Below are 20,586 nucleotides of genomic sequence, written 5' to 3' on the forward strand. Positions count from 1 at the left end.
AACGCTCACGCTCAAACAGCCGACGACTGGCTTAGGTCGTTCAGCTTCGCTTGGAATATGCTTATCTGAACACTACCCACCACGCCACCGACAGAAAGATACGTCCCCCGGAACACGTGGCGTGTATGGACTCAGGAGAGGAAGTACGCGAAAACGGAAACGAAGGCGGATACCTTACCGCCCTCAACCGGTTCATGGCGGGAGGGCTGACGCGGCGTAAGGTCGCCCTTCTTTCCGTCGCCGTCGTCTGTCTCCTAGCCGCGCCCTCCTTCCTGAGCTACGTCTACGTCTTCATGATGAACCAAGCGAGCGTTATACGTGGAAGATGGGATCTCGTCGCTCTCAACGTCGGCGTCTTCATAGCCTTCGCCGTACCTCTCGCCGCAGGGCTACGGTGGCGCGTCAACTGGCAGTCGGCTTCGCTCGGTGCTTACGCCGCCTTCGCCGTCTCGCTCTTCGTCGAGATGTACGGCGTTCCTCTCACGGTATACGTCACCTCCGCCGCGGTTCCCGGCGGTGCGACGCCCGACATATCCGAGCGCGCGACCGTCAGCTTCGAGTTCCTCGGACAGCCCATGTTCCTGACGTTCTGGGGCGTCGTCGGCGTCTGTATAACACTCGTCGGCGTCGCGCTCATCGCCGTCGGATGGCTGACGCTCTACCGTACCGACGAGGAACTCGTCACGTCGGGTATCTACGCCTACTCGCGCCATCCGCAGTACCTCGGATTTCTCCTTTTCCTCTTCGGCTGGTTCGTGCAGTGGCCCTCGGTTCTAACGCTCGCCATGTTCCCCATACTCGGCTACTTCTACTACCGTCTCTCCTCCGTAGAGGAGGACGAGGTCATGGAGAGCATAGACGACAAGGAGGCGTACGCCGAGTATATCGAGACGACGCCGCGGTTCGTCTAACCTCTCCAATAGACAATCTATAAGGAACGCGCCGTCCACCCTTCGGCTATGCGACTACACGAGTATCAGGCGAAGCAGGTCTTCGCGGACGCCGGAATCCCGACGCCGAGTAGCGAGGTTGTCGAGACCGCTGACGCCGCACGCGAAGCCGCCGAACGTATAGGCGGAACCGTCGCGGTCAAGGCGCAGGTGCACGTCGGAGGACGCGGAAAGGCGGGCGGTATCGAACTCGCCGACGACGCCGACGAGGCGCACGAGGCGGCGGAAGGTATTCTGGGCATGGATCTGAAGGGAAAACACGTCGAAAAGGTTCTCGTAGAGGAGGCGGTCGATTTCGTCGACGAACTCTACGTCGGCGTAACGACAGACAGAGGAGAAGGGCGCGCGGTAGCCATGGTATCGTCCGAGGGCGGCGTCAACATCGAGGAGGTCGCGGAGGAGAACCCCGACGCTATCGCACGGACGCACGTCGACCCCGCGTACGACCTACGTCCGTTCGAGGCGCGCGAGGTCGTCTACGGCGCTAACGTCGACCGTGAGACGGCACGCGACGTTACGGGCGTACTTTCGACGCTGTACGAACTCTGGGACGAGAGAGACGCAGACGACGCAGAGATAAATCCGCTGATGGTTACGGAAGACGGCGGTGTCGTCGCCGCCGACGCCGTCTTCAACATCGACGACTCGGCTCTGTACAGGCAGGAAGAACTCGCCGAGATGGAGGACGAGGCGTTTGAGGACGACTTCGAGGCGCGGGCGAGCGACGCGGGCTTCGACTACGTACGTCTCGACGGCAACGTCGGTATCATAGGCAACGGCGCAGGTCTCGTCATGACGACGTTAGACCTCGTCGACCATTTCGGCGGTTCGCCCGCCAACTTCCTCGACATAGGCGGGGGTGCGGACGCCGAGCGCGTACAGGCGGCGCTCGAACTCGTCTTTGAGTACGAGAACGTCGACTCCGTGCTTTTCAACGTCTTCGGAGGCATCACACGGTGCGACGAGGTCGCGCAGGGAATCAACGACGCACTCGAAGCCTTCGACGAACTCCCCGAACCACTCGTCGTCCGTCTCACGGGTACGAACGAGGAGGAGGGGCGCGAACTTCTGACCGACCGTGTGGAGACTGCCGAAGGACTCGAAGAAGCTGTCAAACGCACCGTCGAACTTTCTGGAGGTGACGGCGAATGAGCGTACTCGTCGGCGACGAAACGCGTCTTGTCGTGCAGGGGATCACCGGAAGCGAAGGTAAGTTCCACGCCGAACGTATGCAGGAGTACGGTACGAACGTCGTTGCGGGCGTGACGCCCGGCAGGGGCGGCGATGAGGTTCTCGGCGTACCCGTCTACGACACCGTAAAGGAGGCTGTGCGCGAGGAGGACGCCAACGCCTCCGCCGTCTTCGTCCCGCCTGCGTTCGCGGGCGACGCCGTCATGGAGTCGCTCGACGCCGATATAGAACTCTGTGTCGCTATCACGGAGGGAATACCCACGCACGACATGGTACGCGTCAACCGCCGTCTGGACGAGGTCGACACGCGTCTCGTCGGTCCCAACTGCCCCGGCGTCATCACCCCCGGAGAGGCGAAGATAGGCATAATGCCCGGAAACATCTTCGACTCCGGAAACGTCGGTCTCGTCTCGCGCTCAGGCACCCTCACCTACCAGCTCGTCGACTCTCTGGGTCGCCGCGGCGTGGGACAGAGCACCGTTATCGGTATAGGCGGCGACCCTATCATAGGCACGTCCTTCATAGACTCCGTACGCGCCTTCGAGAACGACGAAGACACCGACGTAATCGCACTCGTCGGCGAGATAGGCGGGAGCGACGAGGAGCGCGCCGCCGAATGGATAGACGAGAACGTCACCAAGCCCGTCGTCGGCTTCATCGCCGGACGCACAGCGCCGCCCGGAAAACGTATGGGGCACGCGGGCGCTATCGTGAGCGGTTCGGGTACGGGAACGGCGGAGAGCAAGATGGAAGCGCTCCGCGATGCCGGCGTCCGTGTCGCAGAGACGCCCGCGGGTGTCGCAGACGAGATAGACGACCTTCTGTAGCAACGACTATCAACCGTCCGCGTCTTTGTTAGGTAGATGCTGAAGGCGGATCTACACGTCCACTCAGTCGGCTCCTACGACGGAACCGCGTCGGTCGGCGAGATACTCAACGCCGCCGTCGACGCGGGGCTTGACGCCGTCGCAGTTACCGACCACGATGAGATAGAACGGTCACTCGAAGCCGCGGAACGCGCACGCGAACACGGTCTCGTCGGCGTTCCGGGCGTCGAAGTCTCGACCTCTGACGGACATCTTCTCGCTCTCGGTGTCGAAGAACGTCCGTCGGCGGGCGAAGCCGTATCCGAAACCGTCGAACGCGTCCGTAACCTCGGCGGCGCGGCGGTCGTCCCCCACCCCTTCCAGCGCACGCGTCATGGCGTCGGTGCTATCAACGACATCGACGCCGTCGAGACGTACAACTCACGCCTCTTTACGGGTCTCGCCAACAGACGCGCACGCCGTTTCGCGCGTAAGAACGACCTCCCCGAACTCGCGGGAAGCGACGCTCATATAGCCGATATGGTCGGGCGCGCGTACACGGTCATCGACGCCGAACGTGACGTAGACGGTATTATCGAAGGCATAAAGGACGGAAGGACTGAGACACACGGGAAACGGACGCCGTGGACGTTGAGCGCACGCCAGTTCGGGGCGCGCGTACCCGGACGTATCAAGAAGGCGTTACTCTCGCTGTTCTAACAGTTCGTCAACGAAGCCCTCGGCGTCGAACTCGCGCAGGTCGTCGTACCCCTGACCAGTGCCGAGGAATACTATGGGCTTACCCGTCACGCGCGCGACCGATACCGCCGCCCCGCCCGCAGAGTCGGCGTCCGCCTTCGTGAGCACCACTCCGTCGAACTCTGCGGCGTCGTTGAACTCGCGCGCCCTGTTCGTCGCGTCCTGTCCCGCGACCGACTCGTCGACGAAAACCGTCAGGTCGGGATCGACGACGCGGTCTATCTTCGCTAACTGGTTCATCAGGTCGTCCGATGTGTGCAGACGACCCGCGGTGTCGCCGAGTACGACGTCGACACCGTTCGCCTCGGCGTACTCGACGGCGTCGTAGATGACCGCCGCGGGGTCGCCGCCCTGTTCGTGCGTTATAACCTTCTTACCGAGCGCGTCGGCATGCTCGCTCAGCTGTTGGTTCGCGCCCGCGCGGTAGGTGTCGCCGTTTGCGAGTACGGATGAGAAGCCGTCGTCCTCAAGACGTTTCGCCACCTTCGCGATGGTCGTCGTCTTGCCGACGCCGTTGACGCCCGTGAAGACGACGACCACCGGCTTGTCGGTGTCGCGGACGTAGCTGTCGAAGTCGAGACCGTCGACATCGACAACATCGACGAGAGCCTCGCGGAGGGCGTCGTCGATGAGTTCGTTCTTGGAGTCGCGCCAGTGCTTCTTCTCGCCCACGAGGCTCTCACGTACGCCTTCCACGACCTCGTCGGCTACATCCACCTCAACGTCGCTCGCAAGCAGAGCCATTTCGAGATCCTGCAGGGGCGCTTCGAGGTCGTCTTCCTCGATTATGAAGGCGCGTTCGCCGACGAGCGTCTTCGCCTTCGCGCGTAGACCGCCCTCTTCTTCCTCGTCGCCTTCTCCGTCGTCCTCGCCGTCGCCCTCTTCGATCTCTGCGTCGCCGTCCTGCTCTTCTGGTTCTTGGCGCGTTCCGTCCGACCTTTCGCGTGGCTCCTCCGTTTCCTGATCCTCGCCAACCTCCTCGACCGCCTCGTCCGCTTCCTCACGGAAGTCGTTGAGCCTGTCCTTCAGACCGTCGAACATCTACTCGTTGCCGCGCCCCTGTTGCTGTTGTTGCATCTGCATCTGCTGGGCGCGCTGTGCTAACTCCTCTATCTGCTCCTGCTTGTCCTTGACCTCGGCTTCCGTCTCGCGTTTCGACTCCTCAAGCTCGTCTATCTTTTCGTCGAGCGACTCAACGGCGTCGTCGCGCTCTAACTCGACCGTAACGTCGGAGCCTATGTCGACGAGAACCTCGTCTATATCCTCGACGGTTGCGCGTATCTTCGCCTCGCCGCCGAGAGGGACGAGTATCTCGTCGCCGTCCTCGACGTTTCCGAGCGTCTCCTTCGCCTCCTCACATCCCTGTATGCTCGCCTCCAACTGCGCGACGACCTGCTGTAGCTCCTCTACCTCCTCGCTCAGTTCCTCGTACTGCTCCGAAAGCTGTTGTGCTTCTGCACTCATGCTTGGTTTACCTCGTCTACCTCTATCTGTGTACGTTTCAGACGGTGTCTGCTACCGAGTTCGGCGTACGTCCGTTCGCGCGCGACATCGGCGTTCTCAGCCTCGATTACCTGCGTGAAGTCGCGTTTCTCTCCGCCGGGTTCGAAACTGCCGTTGACCTCGTACTCGGGCATGTATCACGAAAAGATGCTTCGCCCGTATAACGTCTTCTACACGAAGCCGAGCATCGTCGTTACTTTACTACGGTGACTAACAGCGGGGAAAAGTTTATTTTTGCCACGTTCGTACCCGAACATATGGTTAACCCCTTTGATAACAACGCGAATCCGTTCGACAGGGGAACGGGCGGGAATCCACAGCGAAATCGGCGTAAGGGGAAAGTGGGGGAGGAAGAAGCTAAGAACGTGATAAGACACTACTACGGTGAACCTCAGCGAGTTCCTGATAGGGAAGGAGGAAGAGATTTTGATGTCTATGACCCTGTGTCCGGTAGGAAGACGCACGAAATAGAAGTGAAAACCGGTAATGCTCAACTCAGCGGAGTCCAAGAAGACAGAAGAGAGACCCTACCCAATGGTGTTGAATACGTGGTGTTGTGCTTTGGAAACCCACCGTGGTATTAGCCATCAGACGAAGCCGAGTGTTTCCTCGATACGTCCGAGTTCGGGTCCGGTCGTCTCCGCCCCTGCGACGTAGCCTTGGGTGTTCGCCAACAGACCGCTTCCGACGAGCGGCGTGCCGTAGTTGACCGTACCGACATCGACGTTGACGCCGAAAACCTCTTCGAGAGCACCGAGTTCGTCGTCGCTCGAACGCGGATGTGCGAGAACGCCGTTGTTTGTCGCAACGGCGGCGCTACCGACGACCTCGACGCCTCCGACGGTTCCTGCGCGCACCTCGGCGTCGAGAGTCTCCGCCACGGTATCGCGCGCGTCGCCGTCCAAGCCGGGCGAAACGAACGCGGCTTCGTCGTTTGCGAGAACGAGGTTGCCGACGGCGTTTGTGCGCTCGTCGAGCCTCACCACGCGTCCGTCCGTCGCTTCCTCCATACGTTCCACCTCGCCGTCACGCGCGCTCGCGGATACGACGACACCCGACGAGTTCCCTTCGACAAGCGAGCCAACGACCGACGAACCGCCGACGGTGCCGGAGTAGAAGCCGTCTACACCGAGTTCGTCGGCGAGAGGTTCGGCGTCGACCTCCGACGCGGCGAAAAGATGGCTCTCCGTCGCAGACGCGAAGACACCGACGAAGGGGCTACCGTTGAACTCCGTCCTCAGCATCCGCCCGCTTCACTCCGCCGTCTCCGCCTCAACGACGCCGTCGTCGAACTTCGCGGCGCGGACACGTATCTTTGAGGGTATCTTCTTCCTACCGCGCTCCCAGATACTTTCGTTTATCGACTCGTCGAGGTTTACGTCTTCCTCGTCCGTCCTGAACTGACTTGCCAGCTCCTCACGGACGTAGTTGACAGCCTTGTCGGCGCGCTCGCGCTTGGGAGCCTGCTTAGGCTCACGGAGCGGAACGGTGATTACGCGTTCCTCCATTATTCGTCGATATCGCTCCTACGCCAGTGGCGTCTCTTGGGGCTACGCATGACCTCTTGGTTCGTCTTCATGATGACCCACGCCGGAACACGCTGGTTCTGTCTCTCCTTCTTCGCCAGACGTTTTTTCTTCGCCTTTGATTTCTTGCTCATACGCATCGGTAAGCTATCTCGGCATAAATAAGGTTCGATTGGCAAAGGTTAAACACCGTAACGCCGAACGGGCGACCACCAAGATGCTCTCGATGGAACTGTTCCGCGACGAACCTGAGACGGTAAAGAAGTCGGAGGAGCGCCGAGACAAGGACTTATCGCGCGTCGACGAGGTGCGCGAACTTGACAATGACTGGCGCGAAGTACGCCAACGTGCCGACTCGCTGAGGCAGGAGCGTAACGAGCTTTCGCGTAAGGTCGCGGAGAAGAAGGGGGAAGGGGAAGACGCAGACGAAGAAATCGCGCGCGTGAAGGAGATAAAGGACGAGATCGCGGCGCTCGAAGAGAAGGAGGAGCGCCTCAAGGACGAGCGCGACGAACTCCGTTACCGGATCGGTAACGTTCTACATGACTCGGTGCCGTCGGGCGATGGCGAGGACGACAACGTCGAGGTCGCGCGGTGGGGCGACAAGCCCGCGCAGGGGTTCGACGTCACGCCCCACGCCGATATCGTCGAGGAGCGCGACCTTGCGGATACGGAGAAGGCGTCCGAGATAGTCGGGAGCCGTTTCTTCTACCTCAAGAACGAACTCGTTGCGCTCAACCTCGCGTTACAGCGTTTCGCCATTGACCGCCTGACTCAACGCGGCTTCACGCCGATGCGGACGCCCCACGCTCTCGGACACGAGGCGATGGAGGCATCGGCGGAACTCGACGACTTCGAGGAACAGCTTTACGGCGTCGAGGGTGAGGATCTGTACCTCATCGCCACGTCAGAACAGACGCTCGCGTCGTACCATTACGACGAGATACTCGAACCCGCGTCCCTCCCGCGCAAGTACGCCGGCGTCTCGACGTGCTTCAGACGCGAGGCTGGTTCGCACGGTAAGGACACTAAGGGCATCTTCCGCGTCCACGAGTTCGAGAAGGTCGAGCAGTACGTCTTCTGCGAACCCGATGACTCTTGGGAGATCTTCGGCGAACTCCGCGACAACTTCGAGTCGTTGTTCCGCGACCTCGGTCTCCACTACCGCGTCGTCAACGTCTGTACGGGCGACATGAACGACAACGCGGCGAAGAAGTTCGACCTCGAAGCGTGGTTCCCCGCGCAGGATCGTTACCGCGAACTCGTCTCGTGCTCCAACTGCACCGACTATCAGGCGCGTAAGTTAAGCGTCCGTATACGCGGCGAAGACAACCGGACGGCGCATACGCTCAACTCGACGGCGCTCGCCACGCAACGCGCCCTCTGCGCTATACTTGAACAGAACCAGCGCGAGGACGGCACGGTCGCAGTCCCCGACGTACTCGTGGACGAGGGATACGTTGACTTCGAGGTTATTGAGGGGCTGGACAGGTACGTCGAGGACGAAGAGGAGGATTAGCCCCGATCGGCTTCTATGCTCCACGGTAATATCTCGCGCCGAAATATACGCGCCGGTCATAGGAAACGGAAAGCTTTATGTCCGTAGCGGAAGAACAAGATGGTAAGGAGTTGACAATGACTGGTGAGTGTTTTTGCCACGGACGGTAAGGTAGAGGAGAAGATAGACGAGCTACCGCCGAGCGCCAAGCTCGTCTTCAAGGTTCTCGAATACAACCGCCAGATGACCCAGAAGGAGATATCGGAGGAGACGCGTCTCTCCGTACGTACCGTACGTTACGCCCTCAACCGTCTGACGGAGGAAGGCATCGTCGAACAGGTACCGTGTCTCACCGACGGCAGGCAGACGCTGTACGATCTCAACGACGACTTGGGTGACGAACAGGACGCTGAGACCGACGCAGAGACAGAGATAGCCGACTGATTCCCGTTCCCGTGCCCCTCGCGCTTCTTCACCGTTACAGATAGTACAGCAGAATGCCTGACGCTTTAGGGTCAGGATGAATGCGTAAGAAGTATTCTGCAAGAAATTGTAAATAGCAGTAACGGAGTTTCTACGTTGAGAAACGCGGTCCTTGACCGCACCAGAGTGGTTCGAAAGGCGCGAAGTGCCTTCCGTCATCACGAGACGGCTTCGCCGCCTCAAACGACTTCGCTCTGACTTCTCGCGTGGTAAGAAATCCGACTGAACCATTCCACGGCGTAACGCTTCGGGCGACGCGAACCGTGGTACTGTGCGGGCTGAATACCCCGTTGTGGAGAGATGAACGGTATTCATCTTGTTGAAGCACCGACCACGAGTCGGACGGAAGGCGGCTTTGACACCGCTGTACGCGTTCGCCAACTACGTTGGCGAGCCCTCGGAGCTTTGCTCCGAGATGCTGGAAACCACGCCTTCGGTAATAATTAGGCGGGAACCATTGATGCGGGACGCGAAAGCGTACCTCACCGCTAAGGAAACGCACAACCTTGAACTCCTCTTCGGGGATTCACCCGACTCTAGACGGGTGAGGATGTCAAGCATACCGTAATCTGTCCTCGCGGACGCGCGGAAATGACAGAATCTATAACACACGTCACCAATACCACGAACATGGCTGACAATGTAGTGGTACTCGGTTCGGGATACGCGGGGGCGGGGTCGGTAAAGAAGTTACAGAGGACGCTTGACGACGCGGAGATTACATGGGTATCGGACATCGACTACCATCTCGTTCTACACGAGTCTCACCGCGTGATACGCGACCCGGAGGTGCAGGAGAACGTCACCATCCCCGTTGAGACGATAGCCGACCGTTCGACGGAGTTCGTACAGGGGCGCGCGGTTGAGGTGGATACGGACGAGAAGGCTGTCTCGCTCGAAGGCGGCGACAGGATCGACTACGACTACCTACTCGTCTGCGTCGGGAGTCAGACAGCCTTCTTCGGTATTCCGGGTCTGGAGGAGCACGCACTCACGCTCAAGTCGCTCGACGACGCGCTGGAGATACACGACGAAGTCGTCTCCGCCGCCGAGGAAGCGACCGAAGACGACCCCGCTCGCGTCGTCGTAGGCGGCGCTGGTCTCTCCGGGATACAGAGCTGTGGCGAGATCGCGGAGCTACGTGACGAAGACAGCCTCCCCGTCGAAATCTACCTCGTCGAAGGTCTCGACAACGTCTTCCCGCCCGGCGAACCCGGTCTCCAAAACCGTCTCGCAGAGATGCTTGAGGAGCGCGGCGTCGGGATACTCACGGGCGACTTCATCGGTGAGGTGGACGACGACACCGCCTACATAGGCGAGAAGGAGGACGGCGAGGGGTACAAGACCGAGCTAAGCTACGACGTACTTCTCTGGACGGGCGGTATCACGGGGCGCGACATCGACATCGACGGTATCGAAGCCGACGACCGGAGCAGACGTATACAGGCGTCTTCGGACTTCACGACCAACGAGGAAGGAGTCTTCGCTATAGGCGACACCGCACTCATAGAACAGGACGACGAACCCGCGCCACCGACGGCGCAGGCGGCTTGGCAGGCGGCTGAGGTTGCGGGCGAGAACGTGGCGCGCGCCATCGACGACCGTCCGCTCAAGAGATGGAGGTATGACGACAAGGGGACGCTTATTTCCGTCGGCGAGAAGGCTGTCGCACACGACGTTAAGGTACCTCCGGGGGTTAAGTTCCCGCTCAAGACGTTCGGGGGAACCCCCGGTAAGTTCCTCAAGAAGTTCGTCGCCGCACGGTGGATAGCCGACATGTCGTCATGGGGACGCGCAAAGAAGGCTTGGGGCGACCTCTGACGGTTAAAAGACAAAGGTTTAGTGTCGGCGTTTCTATAAACTCAACGCCCGATGCTACGGAGTTTTTCAGAAGAGAGGAACAATGAGTAAGTACAACGCCCTCGACCACGAGATGGTGCCGGAACATACCGTTCTCGACGAGGACGAGGTTGAGGAACTGACCGATAGGTACGAGATAAGGAAGACAGACCTACCCAAGATCGGCAGACTCGACGCGGCGATAAAGGAGACCGACGGCGAACCCGGCGATGTCGTCAAGGTTGTCAGGGAATCGCCCACCGCGGACGAGGCGGTGGCGTACCGTATTATAGTGGACGAATAAAACATGGAAAGGAGAAAGCTAGCAGACGCGTACTTCGACGCCGACAGGGTGGCTGAACACCATATAGAGTCGTACAACAACTTCCTTGACCACGGCATGCAGAGGGTCGTGGACGAGCAGGAGACCATAGACACAGACATCGGCGAGAAGGAGGGCGAGGAGGAGGTCTACGTCCGTCTCGGCGAGGTCAGCGTCGGTAAGCCCGTCGTTCAGGAAGCCGACGGTAGCGAGGAACCCCTGTACCCACAGGAGGCGCGCCTACGGAACATCACGTACAGCGCGCCGATGGATATGGAGATGCAGATCGTGGAGGGCGACCGCGAGTACGAACCCACGACGACGTACATCGGCGACCTGCCCATCATGATGAGGAGCAAGGCGTGCAACCTCAACAGCCTCGACAAGGACGAACTCATCAAGCAGGGCGAGGATCCCGCCGACCCCGGCGGTTACTTCGTCGTAAACGGAAGCGAGCGCGTCCTGATGACGAGCGAGGATCTCGCGCCTAACACCATACTCGCCGAACGTGACACCAAGTACGGCGACGATATACAGGTAGCCAAGGTCTTCTCGCACCGTCAGGGATACCGCGCGCTCGTTGTCGTCGAACGCGGACGCGACTCGCTTCTTGAGGTTTCGTTCCCCAGCGTCTCAAACAACATAAACTTCGTCACCCTCGTACGTGCACTCGGTCTTGAGACCGACGAGGAGATAGTTAATTCCGTCTCCAACGACCCCGAGATCGTGAAGTACATGCTCGAAAACCTTGAGGAGGCAGAGGTCGAGACCCAAGACGAGGCTATGGAGCTTCTGGGTCAGAAGGTCGCGCGCGGACAGGCGGAGGAGTACCAGCGCAAACGCGCCGACTACGTTATAGACCGTTACCTCCTCCCCCATCTCGAAGACGTGAGCGACAACGACGCCGAGGTACGTCTCTCGAAGGCGCACTACCTCTGCCGTATGGCGGAGACCTGCTTCGAACTCGCTCTGGGTACGCGTACGCCCGATGATAAGGATCACTACTCGAACAAACGTCTCAAGATTTCGGGCGACCTTATGGAGGATCTCTTCCGCGTCGCGCTCAACAAGCTCGCGCGCGACGTGAAGTACCAGTTGGAACGCGCCAACATGCGTAACCGTGACCTGCGCGTCGACACCGTGGTGCGCTCCGACGTTCTGACCGAGCGTCTCGAACATCCGCTCGCGACGGGTAACTGGGTCGGAGGAAGAAGCGGCGTCGCTCAGTTGCTCGACCGCGCCGACCATATGGCGGTTCTTTCGCATCTACGCCGTGTCGTCTCGCCTCTGTCACGCGCACAGCCGCATTTCGAGGCGCGCGACCTACACAGCACTCAGTGGGGACGTATCTGCCCCGGCGAGACGCCCGAAGGACCCAACTGCGGTCTCGTCAAGAACTTCGCGCAGAGCGTCGAGATATCGAAAGGCGTCGAGGACAAGTCGACGCTCGACAGGAAGCTCGCCGAACTCGGCGTCGAGAGCATAGCGCACGACGTCGATCTGGAGGAGGAAGAAACGGGTGAGGAGCAAGAGGACGAAGCCGCGGAAACGACGGCGGAGGAAACCGGAGAAGCGGAGGCAGACTAAATGTCAACACAGGAATCCAAGGTATACGTCGACGGTAGCCTCGTCGGCACGCACGGAGAACCCGAACGTCTCGTAGATGGTCTGAAGCTGGCGCGCAGACGCGGGGAGGTAAGCGAACAGATAAACGTCTATATGGACGATAGGACGCGCGAGGTCTTCGTCGAGTCGGGACCCGGACGCGCCCGTCGCCCACTTATCGTCGTACGTGACGGCGAACCGATGGTGGATCAGGAGCATATAGAGATGCTCGAAGACGGCGAGATAGAGTTCGAGGATCTCGTCGAGGCGGGTCTCGTCGAGTACATCGACGCCAACGAGGAGGAGGATATACTCGTCGCCGTCGAGGAGGAGGACGTTACCGACGACCACACGCATCTCGAACTCGACCCGTCTCTTATACTCGGTATAGGCGGCGGCATGGTTCCGTATCCGGAGCATAACGCCTCGCCACGTATCACGATGGGCGCGGGCATGGTGAAGCAGTCGCTCGGTCTGCCGTCGGCGAACTACCGCGTCCGCGCCGACACGCAGATGCATCTTATGCACTACCCGCAGGTGCCTTCGGTCAAGACACAGACGGGCGACGCGATCGGCTACGGCGAACGTCCCGCGGGACAGAACTTCGTCGTCGCCGTTATGTCGTACGAGGGGTTCAACATAGAGGACGCCCTCATACTCAATCAGGGAAGCGTCGACCGCGGTCTCGCACGCTCCCATTTCTTTAGAACGTACGAGGGCGAGGGTCGCCACTATCCCGGCGGTCAGGAGGATCGTTTCGAGATACCCGACGACGACGTACGCGGGCACAAGGGCGAGGAGGCTTACAAGAACCTCGACGAGGACGGTCTGATCAACCCTGAGACGCCCGTCGGCTCCAACGCCGTACTCATAGGCAAGACATCGCCGCCACGTTTCCTCGAAGAACCCGACGACATGGGCGGTATATCGCCGCAGAAGAGGCGCGAGACCTCCGTCACCGTACGGTCGAACGAGTCGGGTATCGTCGACACGGTGATGCGTATGGAGAACGAGGAAGGGAACCAGCTCGCCAAGGTGCGCGTCCGCGACCAGCGCGTACCCGAACTCGGCGACAAGTTCGCGTCGCGCCACGGTCAGAAAGGCGTCGCGGGGCATATCGCCAAGCAGGAGGACATGCCTTTCACCGAGGACGGCGTCGTTCCCGACCTCATCATAAACCCGCACGCACTGCCTTCGCGTATGACCGTCGGGCACGTTCTGGAGATGCTCGGCGGTAAGGCGGGTGCTCTCGAAGGACGCCGCGTCGACGGCACGCCTTTCACGGGCGAGGACGAGGAGGAGCTACGCGATGCTGTCGCCGACCGCGGCTTCAAACGTTCGGGCAAGGAGGAGATGTACTCCGGGATCACGGGCGAGAAGATAGAGGCGGAGGTCTACACGGGCGTCATACTCTACCAGAAGCTCCACCATATGGTGAGCAACAAGATACACGCGCGTTCGCACGGACCCGTACAGGTTCTGACGCGCCAGCCCACCGAAGGACGCGCGCGCGAGGGCGGTCTACGTATAGGGGAGATGGAGCGCGACGTTCTCATAGGACACGGCGCGGCGCTCGCACTCAAGGATCGCCTCCTTGACGAGTCCGACCGCGAGATGATATTCGTATGCGACGAATGCGGTATGACGGCGACCGAGGACTCGCGCCAGAACCGCGTCTACTGCCCCAACTGCGGCGAGGAGAGCAACATACACCGTGTGGAGATGAGCTACGCCTTCAAGCTACTCCTTGACGAGATGAAGTCGTTAGGTATCGCTCCCAGACTCGAACTGGAGGACGCTGTATGAGCACGAACACACCCAAGACGATAGACACGGTAGAGTTCGGTCTGATGAGTCCGCAGGACTACCGCGAGATGTCGGTGACAAAGATAATTACGGCGGACACCTACGACGACGACGGATTCCCCATCGACATGGGTCTTATGGATCCGCGTCTCGGTGTCATCGACCCGGGTCTTCAGTGCAAGACCTGCGGCAAGAGGAGCGGACAGTGCGAGGGGCATTTCGGACATATAGAGCTTGCCGCGCCCGTCGTCCATCCCGGGTTCTCGAAGCTTATACGTCGTCTCCTCCGTGGTACGTGCCACGAATGCGCGCGTCTCCTTCTCTCACCGACACAGAAAGAGAAGTACAGGGACAAGCTCGCAACCGCCGAGGCTCTCGAAGAGGATCTCGACAAGATAACCAAGTCGGCTATACGTGAGGCGCGTAAGAACAACGTCTGCCCGTACTGCGACGCCGAGCAGAAGGAGGTTAGCCACGACAAGCCGACGACGTACTACGAGGACGGAGGGAAGCTTATGCCGAGCGACATACGTGACAGGTTCGAACGTATACCCGACGAGGATCTCGAACCTCTCGGTATCAACCCCGAACGGACGCGTCCTGAGTGGATGATACTGACCGTCCTGCCCGTCCCGCCCGTGACGGCGCGTCCGTCGATTACGCTCGACAGCGGACAGAGGAGCGAGGACGATCTGACCCACAAGATGGTCGACATCATACGTATCAACCAGCGGTTCATGGAGAACCGCGAGGCGGGTTCGCCCCAACTCATAATCGAAGACCTCTGGGAGTTACTCCAGTACCACGTCACGACGTTCATGGACAACGAGATTTCGGGCACCCCGCCCGCTCACCACCGTTCGGGGCGTCCGCTCAAGACGCTTTCACAACGTCTCAAGGGTAAGGAGGGACGTTTCCGTGGCTCTCTCTCCGGCAAACGCGTCAACTACTCGTCGCGTACCGTCATATCCCCCGATCCGACGCTGTCGGTCAACGAGATCGGGGTTCCGGAGAGCATCGCGGAGGAGATGACGCAGAAGGTCAAGGTCACGCGGAACAACATCGACGAAATCGTGGAGTACGTCCGACGTGGGCCTAACGAACATCCCGGAGCGAACTACGTCAAACGTGCCGACGGACGCCGTCTCAAGGTCAAGGATCTCAACTCGGAGGAGCTTGCCGAACGTATACTTGAGGAGAACGACGACGGCGAGCCTCAGGGACTCGGATGGACTGTCGAGCGTCATCTCACCGAAGGCGACGTCGTCCTTTTCAACCGACAGCCGTCGCTCCACCGTATGTCGATGATGGCGCACGAGGTCGTCGTCATGCCGTACAAGACGTTCCGTCTTAACACGACCGTATGTCCGCCGTACAACGCAGACTTCGACGGCGACGAGATGAACATGCACGTTCTCCAGAGCGAGGAGGCGCTTGCCGAGGCAGACGTGCTGATGAAGGTACAGGAGCATATACTGTCGCCACGTTTCGGCGGTCCTATCATAGGCGCGATACAGGATCACATCTCGGGAACGTACCTATTGACCCATGACGACAACCGTTTCGACGAGGCTACCGTCCTTGACCTTCTGAGACAGACAAGCGTAAACGACCTGCCCGAACCCGCGGGCGAGGAAGACGGCGAACCCTACTGGACGGGCGACGAGGTCTTCTCCGTGCTCCTCCCCGACGGTCTCGATCTCACGTTCGAGTCGAGCGCGGGCGACGAGGTGGTTATCAACGACGGCGAACTCGCCGAAGGTACGATAGACGAGATGGCGGTCGGCGGCTTCGTCGGCGAGATAGTCGAGACGGTCGCAAAGGTCTTCGACGAGAACCGCGCGCGGCGTTTCATCGACGACGTGGCGGCGCTCGCCGTACGTTCCATAATGCATTTCGGCTTCTCGTTCGGTATCAGCGACGAGGATCTGCCCGACGAGGCGCGTGACGAGATAGACGTTGCGATACAGGAAGCCGAAGACGAGGTCGAAAACCTCATACAGACGTACGAGCGCGGCGAACTCGAATCGCTTCCGGGGCGCACTCTTGAAGAGACAGTAGAGATGAAGATAATGCAGGCTCTCGGACAGGCGCGCGACGAGGCGGGCGAGATCGCCGAACAGTACCTCGACGAGGACAACCCCGGCGTCGTGATGGCTGACTCAGGAGCGCGCGGCTCGATGCTCAACCTGACACAGATGACAGGGTGCGTCGGACAGCAGGCGGTCCGCGGCGAGCGCATAAACCGTGGATACGAGAACCGCACGCTGTCGCACTTCAAGCCCGATGACCTGAGCGCCGACGCACGCGGCTTCGTCCGCCATTCGTACAAGGAAGGTCTGGGTCCCAAGGAGTTCTTCTTCCACGCCATGGGAGGACGCGAAGGTCTCGTCGATACCGCCGTACGTACGTCGAAGTCGGGTTACCTACAGCGCAGACTCATAAACGCGCTTCAGGAACTCGAAGCCCAGTACGACGGAACCGTGCGGAACGCGGAGGACGACATCGTACAGTTCGAGTACGGCGAGGACGGCGTCGACCCGATGAAGATGCCCAAGGACGAAGACGTCGATGTCGACGCGGTTGTCGACAGGGTACTCGACGCTGAGTTCGACTCAGAGACAGCAAAAGCCGAGTTCGCGGGGGATGACTGATGAACGTACAACAGAGACTCGAAGAGACGGGGCTACCCGACAGGATACGTGAGGACGTTGTCGACGCCGTCGAAGGACGTGACGTAACCGAGGAACAGCTAGAGCAGGTTGTGGAGGCGGTGACCGAGAGGTACGAGGAGACACGTATCGATCCCCTCGAACCCGTCGGTACTGTGAGCGCACAGTCGATCGGCGAACCCGGTACGCAGATGACCATGAATACTTTTCACTATGCGGGTGTTGCGGAAATAGACGTCACGCAGGGGCTTCCGCGCCTGATCGAACTCGTCGACGCGCGCAAGGAGCCGGACACACCGATGATGACGGTTCATCTTGAGGACGAGTACGCGACCGACCGCGACGAGGCGCGCGACGTCGTCTGGAAGATAGAGGCGACCAAGATACTCTCCGTCGGCGACATATCCATCGACGTTGCAGGGATGGAGGTACGCGTAGACCTCGACTCGGAGATGCTTGACGAGCGCAACCTGTCGGTCGCCGACATCGCCGAGAAGATAGACGACGAACTCGGTATCGAGGTCACCGAGGGCGAGTCGTCCGTCTCTTTCGGACCCTCGAACCCGTCGTACCGCGAACTACTCCAGCTCGTCGAGGAGCTACGTGAGATCGTCTTCAAAGGTATCGAGGGGATCGACCGCGTCGTCATACGTAAGGAGGAGAACGACGAGTACGTCCTGTACACCGAAGGTAGCGAGTTCAAGAAGGTTCTGCGTATAGACGGCGTCGACTCGACGCGGACGCGCACCAACAACCTCCACGAGACGCACAAGGCGCTCGGTATCGAGGCGGCGCGTAACGCCATCGTCGACGAGATGATAAGCACGCTTGAGGAGCAGGGTCTCGATGTCGACATACGCCACGTCATGCTCGTCGCCGACGCTATGACGACGACGGGCGAGATACAGAGCATCGGACGCCACGGTATCTCGGGTTCGAAGGGTAGCGTACTGTCGCGCGCCGCATTCGAGGTCACCGTCAACCATCTCCTTGACGCCGCGGTTCATGGCGAGGACGACGACCTCGAAGGCGTCGTTGAGAACGTCATAGTCGGACAGCCCATAAGCATGGGGACGGGAGACGTCGACCTCGTGGTAGGGAAGCCGGAGTAGGAAATGACACTACGGCTGACAGAAGAGGAGATGAGGTATATGTCGCTGTTCGAGCGTATGACGGACGCCGTCGTACGTGACTGTATCGAACACGACGACACCGTGGTATTCGTCGTCGATTCGGGCGAGATGGGGAAGGCGATAGGCAAGGGCGGCGCGAACATCGACCGCGTACGCAGAAGCATAGACAGGGAGGTCGAGGTTGTCGAGTTCTCCGACGATGAGGCGGAGTTCGTCGCAAACGCCTTCCAGCCCGCCGCGATCGAGGAAGTCGAGGTCGTCGATGAGAACGGCGGCAAGGTCGCGTACGTCGATGTCGACGACACCGACAAGGGTCTCGCTATCGGAAAGGAAGGCGAGAACATAGCGAAGGCGAAGGAACTCGCGCGTAGGCATTACGAGTTCGACGATATCGTTCTGAGCTAAACCGGGAAGCCTCACGACCGCCACTGCGAGAGCCATACGACCTCGCCGTGGAGTTCCGAAGTAGGATACATGTCTAAAACACGCTCAACCGTACGGACGGCTGTCTCAGGTTCGTCGCGCAGGAAGTTCGAGTCGGTGTAAACGATTACCCCGGCGTCCGACCCATGTGAGGCGAAGTCCTTCTTGTCATGGGTGACCAACAGATGATCTTCGCTTTCACAGTGCTCCAGTAGCTTCTCGTCGTCCGTTTCCTCTCCGAAAGCCTCACGCGCCCGAACTACCGTATACCCGTTTGAGCGGAGCACCGTACAGAAGACCCGTGGGACGTGTTCGTCGGTCAGAAACGAGACGGTCATTGACGCGGGCGCGGCGGTGCGAGAGCTTCCTCGGCGAGCCGTTCCTCCGCGTCGGCATGACGACGCCGAACCTCGCGCACCGTCTCCGGATGCTCGTGGTAGTAAGCTAATGCGGTGTAGACCTCACCGAGAGAAACGCCGAACTGGTCGGCTACGTCGGCAGGGGGGTAGTCGCCCTCAACGACGAGTTCGTAGATGTGTAGGACGCCGACGCGGGTTCCCTCGATACGCGGGTCGCCTCCCAGAACGCCTTCCGTGCGCACGATTTCGGTCATCGTGTAGAATATGGTAGGAAAAGTAATAAATCTGTGGTCGCCGGCGTGCAGTTAAGGGACTGAGATAAAAAAGAGAACTGAAAGCTTCAAACGTCGCCACCTCTTCGGTCATTACGATGAACCTACTCAAAGAAGCCCGCGCCGTCCTCTCCGAGGGCGGGATATGCGACGGCTGTCTCGGCAGACGTTTCGCCGAACTTTCCCACGGTCTGACCTCGCGCGAACGCGGGCGCGCTCTACGTACCGCCGTCGCCATGGAGGACGATGAACCGTACGAGACGACCCCCCCGGACGACTGCTGGGTCTGCGACGGTGCCTTCGCGTCGTTCGACGACCGGGCGGAACGCGCCGCCGAAGCCGTCGCCGACTACGACTTCGACACGTTCCTCGTCGGTACGCGCACCCCTCCGCTTATAGAGGAGAACGAGCGCCTACTCGGAGAACTCCACGGCGACGACAACTCTGCCTCGTTCTCTTCGGATTTCAACCGCGAGGTCGGCAAACGTTTCGGCGACCGTGTCGGCGCTTCGGTCGGGTTCGACCGTCCTGACGTGACCGTGACGTTCGACGTGGCGCGCGACGCCGTCGAGATCGACGTTCACTCCGTCTACTTCTACGGGCGTTACAGAAAGCTCGAACGCGGTATCTCGCAGACCGAGTGGGGATGCTACGACTGCGAAGGAACCGGCGTACGCGACGGCGACGACTGCGAAACGTGCGGCGGAACCGGCTATATCGTCGACGAGAGCGTCGAGGAACTCCTCGCACCCGCGTTCGTCGAGGCGACGGAGGGTGCGAGCGCCGTCTTCCACGGCGCGGGGCGCGAGGACGTTGACGCACTGATGCTTGGCGACGGACGCCCGTTCGTGATGGAAGTCGAATCCCCCCGGCGGCGCGACATCGACACCGACGCCTTGGAGAGCGACGCCAACGACAGCGCCGACGGAAAGGTTGAGGTACGCGAACTCCGGCGCGTCGACCGCGACGCCGTAGAGGCTGTCAAGAGCACCGACGCATCGAAACGGTACAGGGCGCGCGTCTCTTTCGACCGCAACGTCTCACAGGACGAACTCGACGCGGCGCTCGAAACCCTCGTCGGACGCGTTGAACAGCGCACGCCTGAGCGCGTCGAACGCAGACGTGCCGACAAGCTCCGTGAGCGCGAGGTATACGACGCGACGGGCGATACGGAAGAAGACGGCGCTGTCGTCGAGCTACATACCGAGGGCGGGACGTACGTCAAGGAACTCGTTTCGGGCGACGGCGGACGTACACAGCCTTCGTTGGCGGACGAACTCGGAACGTCGGCTACAGTCGAAGAACTCGACGTTCTCGGTGTCGAAGCTGAGGACGACGAGGGTTTCGTCTAAGAAGCGGCTCGGTGTAGGTTCTCAGTCACTCTCAGGCTCAGTGGGGGTAACTTCTCGTCATCGCCGCGTCGGCGGTACGTCCGCGTC

24 protein-coding genes are annotated in these 20,586 nt (G+C 60.4%); 16 read left to right on the top strand and 8 right to left on the bottom strand.

What is annotated here, in order from left to right:
- Positions 1-125: 125 nt before the first annotated feature.
- From EGH25_RS01695 to EGH25_RS01710, 4 genes are read left to right on the top strand one after another with little or no spacing between them, the layout of a single operon-like run.
- Complete coding sequence (locus EGH25_RS01695) at positions 126-911, top strand: methyltransferase family protein (protein ID WP_266085699.1); 786 nt, start codon at positions 126-128, stop codon at positions 909-911.
- A gap of 48 nt (positions 912-959) precedes the next feature.
- Positions 960-2,102, top strand: coding sequence for an ADP-forming succinate--CoA ligase subunit beta (sucC, locus tag EGH25_RS01700; RefSeq protein ID WP_266085701.1), 1,143 nt, complete (start codon positions 960-962; stop codon positions 2,100-2,102).
- Positions 2,099-2,968, top strand: coding sequence for a succinate--CoA ligase subunit alpha (gene sucD / locus EGH25_RS01705; protein ID WP_266085703.1), 870 nt, complete (start codon positions 2,099-2,101; stop codon positions 2,966-2,968). Before sucC ends, sucD begins: the two co-directional genes overlap by 4 nt.
- Positions 2,969-3,004: 36 nt before the next feature.
- Positions 3,005-3,667 (top strand): CehA/McbA family metallohydrolase, encoded by a 663-nt coding sequence (locus EGH25_RS01710; RefSeq protein WP_266085705.1) that lies wholly within the window; start codon positions 3,005-3,007, stop codon positions 3,665-3,667.
- On the opposite strand, the gene ftsY is transcribed toward EGH25_RS01710, so the two are convergent.
- The 3 genes from ftsY to rpl18a are packed head-to-tail and all read right to left on the bottom strand — an operon-like array spanning position 3,650 to position 5,343.
- The gene (gene ftsY / locus EGH25_RS01715) at positions 3,650-4,747 is read right to left on the bottom strand and encodes a signal recognition particle-docking protein FtsY (protein WP_266085707.1); all 1,098 of its coding nucleotides are present in this window, start codon (positions 4,745-4,747) and stop codon (positions 3,650-3,652) included. The genes EGH25_RS01710 and ftsY overlap by 18 nt on opposite strands.
- Positions 4,748-5,170 (bottom strand): prefoldin subunit alpha, encoded by a 423-nt coding sequence (gene pfdA / locus EGH25_RS01720; RefSeq protein WP_266085709.1) that lies wholly within the window; start codon positions 5,168-5,170, stop codon positions 4,748-4,750.
- Positions 5,167-5,343, bottom strand: coding sequence for a 50S ribosomal protein L18Ae (rpl18a, locus tag EGH25_RS01725; RefSeq protein ID WP_266085710.1), 177 nt, complete (start codon positions 5,341-5,343; stop codon positions 5,167-5,169). The genes pfdA and rpl18a overlap by 4 nt, the downstream gene beginning before the upstream one ends.
- A gap of 123 nt (positions 5,344-5,466) precedes the next feature.
- Between rpl18a and EGH25_RS01730 the strand changes: the two genes are divergently transcribed.
- Positions 5,467-5,793 carry a hypothetical protein gene (locus EGH25_RS01730; RefSeq protein ID WP_266085712.1) on the top strand — a complete coding sequence of 109 codons (327 nt, stop codon included), beginning with the start codon at positions 5,467-5,469 and terminating at the stop codon, positions 5,791-5,793.
- Between the two features lie 3 nt (positions 5,794-5,796).
- Here the strand turns inward: EGH25_RS01730 and EGH25_RS01735 are convergent, their stop codons facing one another.
- The 3 genes from EGH25_RS01735 to EGH25_RS01745 are packed head-to-tail and all read right to left on the bottom strand — an operon-like array spanning position 5,797 to position 6,869.
- A complete protein-coding gene (locus EGH25_RS01735; protein WP_266085713.1) occupies positions 5,797-6,453 on the bottom strand; it encodes a translation initiation factor IF-6 in 657 nt (218 codons plus the stop codon).
- A gap of 9 nt (positions 6,454-6,462) precedes the next feature.
- Complete coding sequence (locus EGH25_RS01740; protein ID WP_266085715.1) at positions 6,463-6,717, bottom strand: 50S ribosomal protein L31e; 255 nt, start codon at positions 6,715-6,717, stop codon at positions 6,463-6,465.
- Entirely contained in the window at positions 6,717-6,869 is a 153-nt protein-coding gene (locus EGH25_RS01745) for a 50S ribosomal protein L39e (RefSeq protein WP_266085717.1), read from the bottom strand. Before EGH25_RS01745 ends, EGH25_RS01740 begins: the two co-directional genes overlap by 1 nt.
- A 92-nt stretch (positions 6,870-6,961) precedes the next feature.
- On the opposite strand from EGH25_RS01745, the gene serS reads away from it, so the two are divergent.
- From serS to EGH25_RS01795, 10 genes are all read left to right on the top strand, one after another.
- The gene (gene serS / locus EGH25_RS01750) at positions 6,962-8,254 is read left to right on the top strand and encodes a serine--tRNA ligase (protein WP_266085718.1); all 1,293 of its coding nucleotides are present in this window, start codon (positions 6,962-6,964) and stop codon (positions 8,252-8,254) included.
- A 123-nt stretch (positions 8,255-8,377) separates the two neighbouring features.
- Positions 8,378-8,677, top strand: a complete 300-nt coding sequence (locus EGH25_RS01755; protein ID WP_266085720.1) for a MarR family transcriptional regulator — start codon at positions 8,378-8,380, stop codon at positions 8,675-8,677.
- Positions 8,678-9,071: 394 nt separating this feature from the next.
- Positions 9,072-9,284, top strand: coding sequence for a hypothetical protein (locus EGH25_RS01760; protein WP_266085722.1), 213 nt, complete (start codon positions 9,072-9,074; stop codon positions 9,282-9,284).
- Positions 9,285-9,346: 62 nt separating this feature from the next.
- On the top strand, positions 9,347-10,537 hold the full coding sequence (locus tag EGH25_RS01765) for an NAD(P)/FAD-dependent oxidoreductase (RefSeq protein WP_266085724.1): 1,191 nt from the start codon (positions 9,347-9,349) through the stop codon (positions 10,535-10,537).
- An 82-nt stretch (positions 10,538-10,619) separates the two neighbouring features.
- Entirely contained in the window at positions 10,620-10,859 is a 240-nt protein-coding gene (locus EGH25_RS01770; protein WP_266085725.1) for a DNA-directed RNA polymerase subunit H, read from the top strand.
- Between the two features lie 3 nt (positions 10,860-10,862).
- Complete coding sequence (locus EGH25_RS01775) at positions 10,863-12,464, top strand: DNA-directed RNA polymerase subunit B'' (RefSeq protein WP_266085727.1); 1,602 nt, start codon at positions 10,863-10,865, stop codon at positions 12,462-12,464.
- Positions 12,465-14,288 (top strand): DNA-directed RNA polymerase subunit B, encoded by a 1,824-nt coding sequence (rpoB, locus tag EGH25_RS01780; protein WP_266085729.1) that lies wholly within the window; start codon positions 12,465-12,467, stop codon positions 14,286-14,288. It begins immediately after the preceding gene.
- On the top strand, positions 14,285-16,942 hold the full coding sequence (locus EGH25_RS01785; RefSeq protein WP_266085731.1) for a DNA-directed RNA polymerase subunit A': 2,658 nt from the start codon (positions 14,285-14,287) through the stop codon (positions 16,940-16,942). Before rpoB ends, EGH25_RS01785 begins: the two co-directional genes overlap by 4 nt.
- On the top strand, positions 16,942-18,072 hold the full coding sequence (rpoA2, locus tag EGH25_RS01790; protein ID WP_266085732.1) for a DNA-directed RNA polymerase subunit A'': 1,131 nt from the start codon (positions 16,942-16,944) through the stop codon (positions 18,070-18,072). Before EGH25_RS01785 ends, rpoA2 begins: the two co-directional genes overlap by 1 nt.
- 3 nt (positions 18,073-18,075) lie before the next feature.
- Positions 18,076-18,498, top strand: coding sequence for a NusA-like transcription termination signal-binding factor (locus EGH25_RS01795; RefSeq protein ID WP_266085733.1), 423 nt, complete (start codon positions 18,076-18,078; stop codon positions 18,496-18,498).
- An 11-nt stretch (positions 18,499-18,509) separates the two neighbouring features.
- On the opposite strand, the gene EGH25_RS01800 is transcribed toward EGH25_RS01795, so the two are convergent.
- Positions 18,510-18,854, bottom strand: coding sequence for a DUF5615 family PIN-like protein (locus EGH25_RS01800; protein WP_266085735.1), 345 nt, complete (start codon positions 18,852-18,854; stop codon positions 18,510-18,512).
- Complete coding sequence (locus tag EGH25_RS01805; protein ID WP_266085737.1) at positions 18,851-19,129, bottom strand: DUF433 domain-containing protein; 279 nt, start codon at positions 19,127-19,129, stop codon at positions 18,851-18,853. Before EGH25_RS01805 ends, EGH25_RS01800 begins: the two co-directional genes overlap by 4 nt.
- A 116-nt stretch (positions 19,130-19,245) precedes the next feature.
- On the opposite strand from EGH25_RS01805, the gene EGH25_RS01810 reads away from it, so the two are divergent.
- Entirely contained in the window at positions 19,246-20,499 is a 1,254-nt protein-coding gene (locus EGH25_RS01810) for a tRNA pseudouridine(54/55) synthase Pus10 (protein WP_266085739.1), read from the top strand.
- The last annotated feature ends 87 nt before the right edge of the window (positions 20,500-20,586 follow it).

Origin of the sequence: Halorutilus salinus (assembly GCF_026242195.1) — an archaeon.
Lineage (GTDB): Archaea > Halobacteriota > Halobacteria > Halobacteriales > Halorutilaceae > Halorutilus > Halorutilus salinus.

Excerpts from the sequence above, each read along its gene's own strand:
- EGH25_RS01695 (WP_266085699.1), top strand. The coding sequence starts at position 126 with ATGGACTCAGGAGAGGAAGTACGCGAAAACGGAAACGAAGGCGGATAC.
- sucC (WP_266085701.1), top strand. The coding sequence starts at position 960 with ATGCGACTACACGAGTATCAGGCGAAGCAGGTCTTCGCGGACGCCGGA.
- sucD (WP_266085703.1), top strand. The coding sequence starts at position 2,099 with ATGAGCGTACTCGTCGGCGACGAAACGCGTCTTGTCGTGCAGGGGATC.
- EGH25_RS01710 (WP_266085705.1), top strand. The coding sequence starts at position 3,005 with ATGCTGAAGGCGGATCTACACGTCCACTCAGTCGGCTCCTACGACGGA.
- ftsY (WP_266085707.1), bottom strand. The coding sequence starts at position 4,747 with ATGTTCGACGGTCTGAAGGACAGGCTCAACGACTTCCGTGAGGAAGCG.
- pfdA (WP_266085709.1), bottom strand. The coding sequence starts at position 5,170 with ATGAGTGCAGAAGCACAACAGCTTTCGGAGCAGTACGAGGAACTGAGC.
- rpl18a (WP_266085710.1), bottom strand. The coding sequence starts at position 5,343 with ATGCCCGAGTACGAGGTCAACGGCAGTTTCGAACCCGGCGGAGAGAAA.
- EGH25_RS01730 (WP_266085712.1), top strand. The coding sequence starts at position 5,467 with ATGGTTAACCCCTTTGATAACAACGCGAATCCGTTCGACAGGGGAACG.
- EGH25_RS01735 (WP_266085713.1), bottom strand. The coding sequence starts at position 6,453 with ATGCTGAGGACGGAGTTCAACGGTAGCCCCTTCGTCGGTGTCTTCGCG.
- EGH25_RS01740 (WP_266085715.1), bottom strand. The coding sequence starts at position 6,717 with ATGGAGGAACGCGTAATCACCGTTCCGCTCCGTGAGCCTAAGCAGGCT.
- EGH25_RS01745 (WP_266085717.1), bottom strand. The coding sequence starts at position 6,869 with ATGAGCAAGAAATCAAAGGCGAAGAAAAAACGTCTGGCGAAGAAGGAG.
- serS (WP_266085718.1), top strand. The coding sequence starts at position 6,962 with ATGGAACTGTTCCGCGACGAACCTGAGACGGTAAAGAAGTCGGAGGAG.
- EGH25_RS01765 (WP_266085724.1), top strand. The coding sequence starts at position 9,347 with ATGGCTGACAATGTAGTGGTACTCGGTTCGGGATACGCGGGGGCGGGG.
- EGH25_RS01770 (WP_266085725.1), top strand. The coding sequence starts at position 10,620 with ATGAGTAAGTACAACGCCCTCGACCACGAGATGGTGCCGGAACATACC.
- EGH25_RS01775 (WP_266085727.1), top strand. The coding sequence starts at position 10,863 with ATGGAAAGGAGAAAGCTAGCAGACGCGTACTTCGACGCCGACAGGGTG.
- rpoB (WP_266085729.1), top strand. The coding sequence starts at position 12,465 with ATGTCAACACAGGAATCCAAGGTATACGTCGACGGTAGCCTCGTCGGC.
- EGH25_RS01785 (WP_266085731.1), top strand. The coding sequence starts at position 14,285 with ATGAGCACGAACACACCCAAGACGATAGACACGGTAGAGTTCGGTCTG.
- rpoA2 (WP_266085732.1), top strand. The coding sequence starts at position 16,942 with ATGAACGTACAACAGAGACTCGAAGAGACGGGGCTACCCGACAGGATA.
- EGH25_RS01795 (WP_266085733.1), top strand. The coding sequence starts at position 18,076 with ATGACACTACGGCTGACAGAAGAGGAGATGAGGTATATGTCGCTGTTC.
- EGH25_RS01800 (WP_266085735.1), bottom strand. The coding sequence starts at position 18,854 with ATGACCGTCTCGTTTCTGACCGACGAACACGTCCCACGGGTCTTCTGT.
- EGH25_RS01805 (WP_266085737.1), bottom strand. The coding sequence starts at position 19,129 with ATGACCGAAATCGTGCGCACGGAAGGCGTTCTGGGAGGCGACCCGCGT.
- EGH25_RS01810 (WP_266085739.1), top strand. The coding sequence starts at position 19,246 with ATGAACCTACTCAAAGAAGCCCGCGCCGTCCTCTCCGAGGGCGGGATA.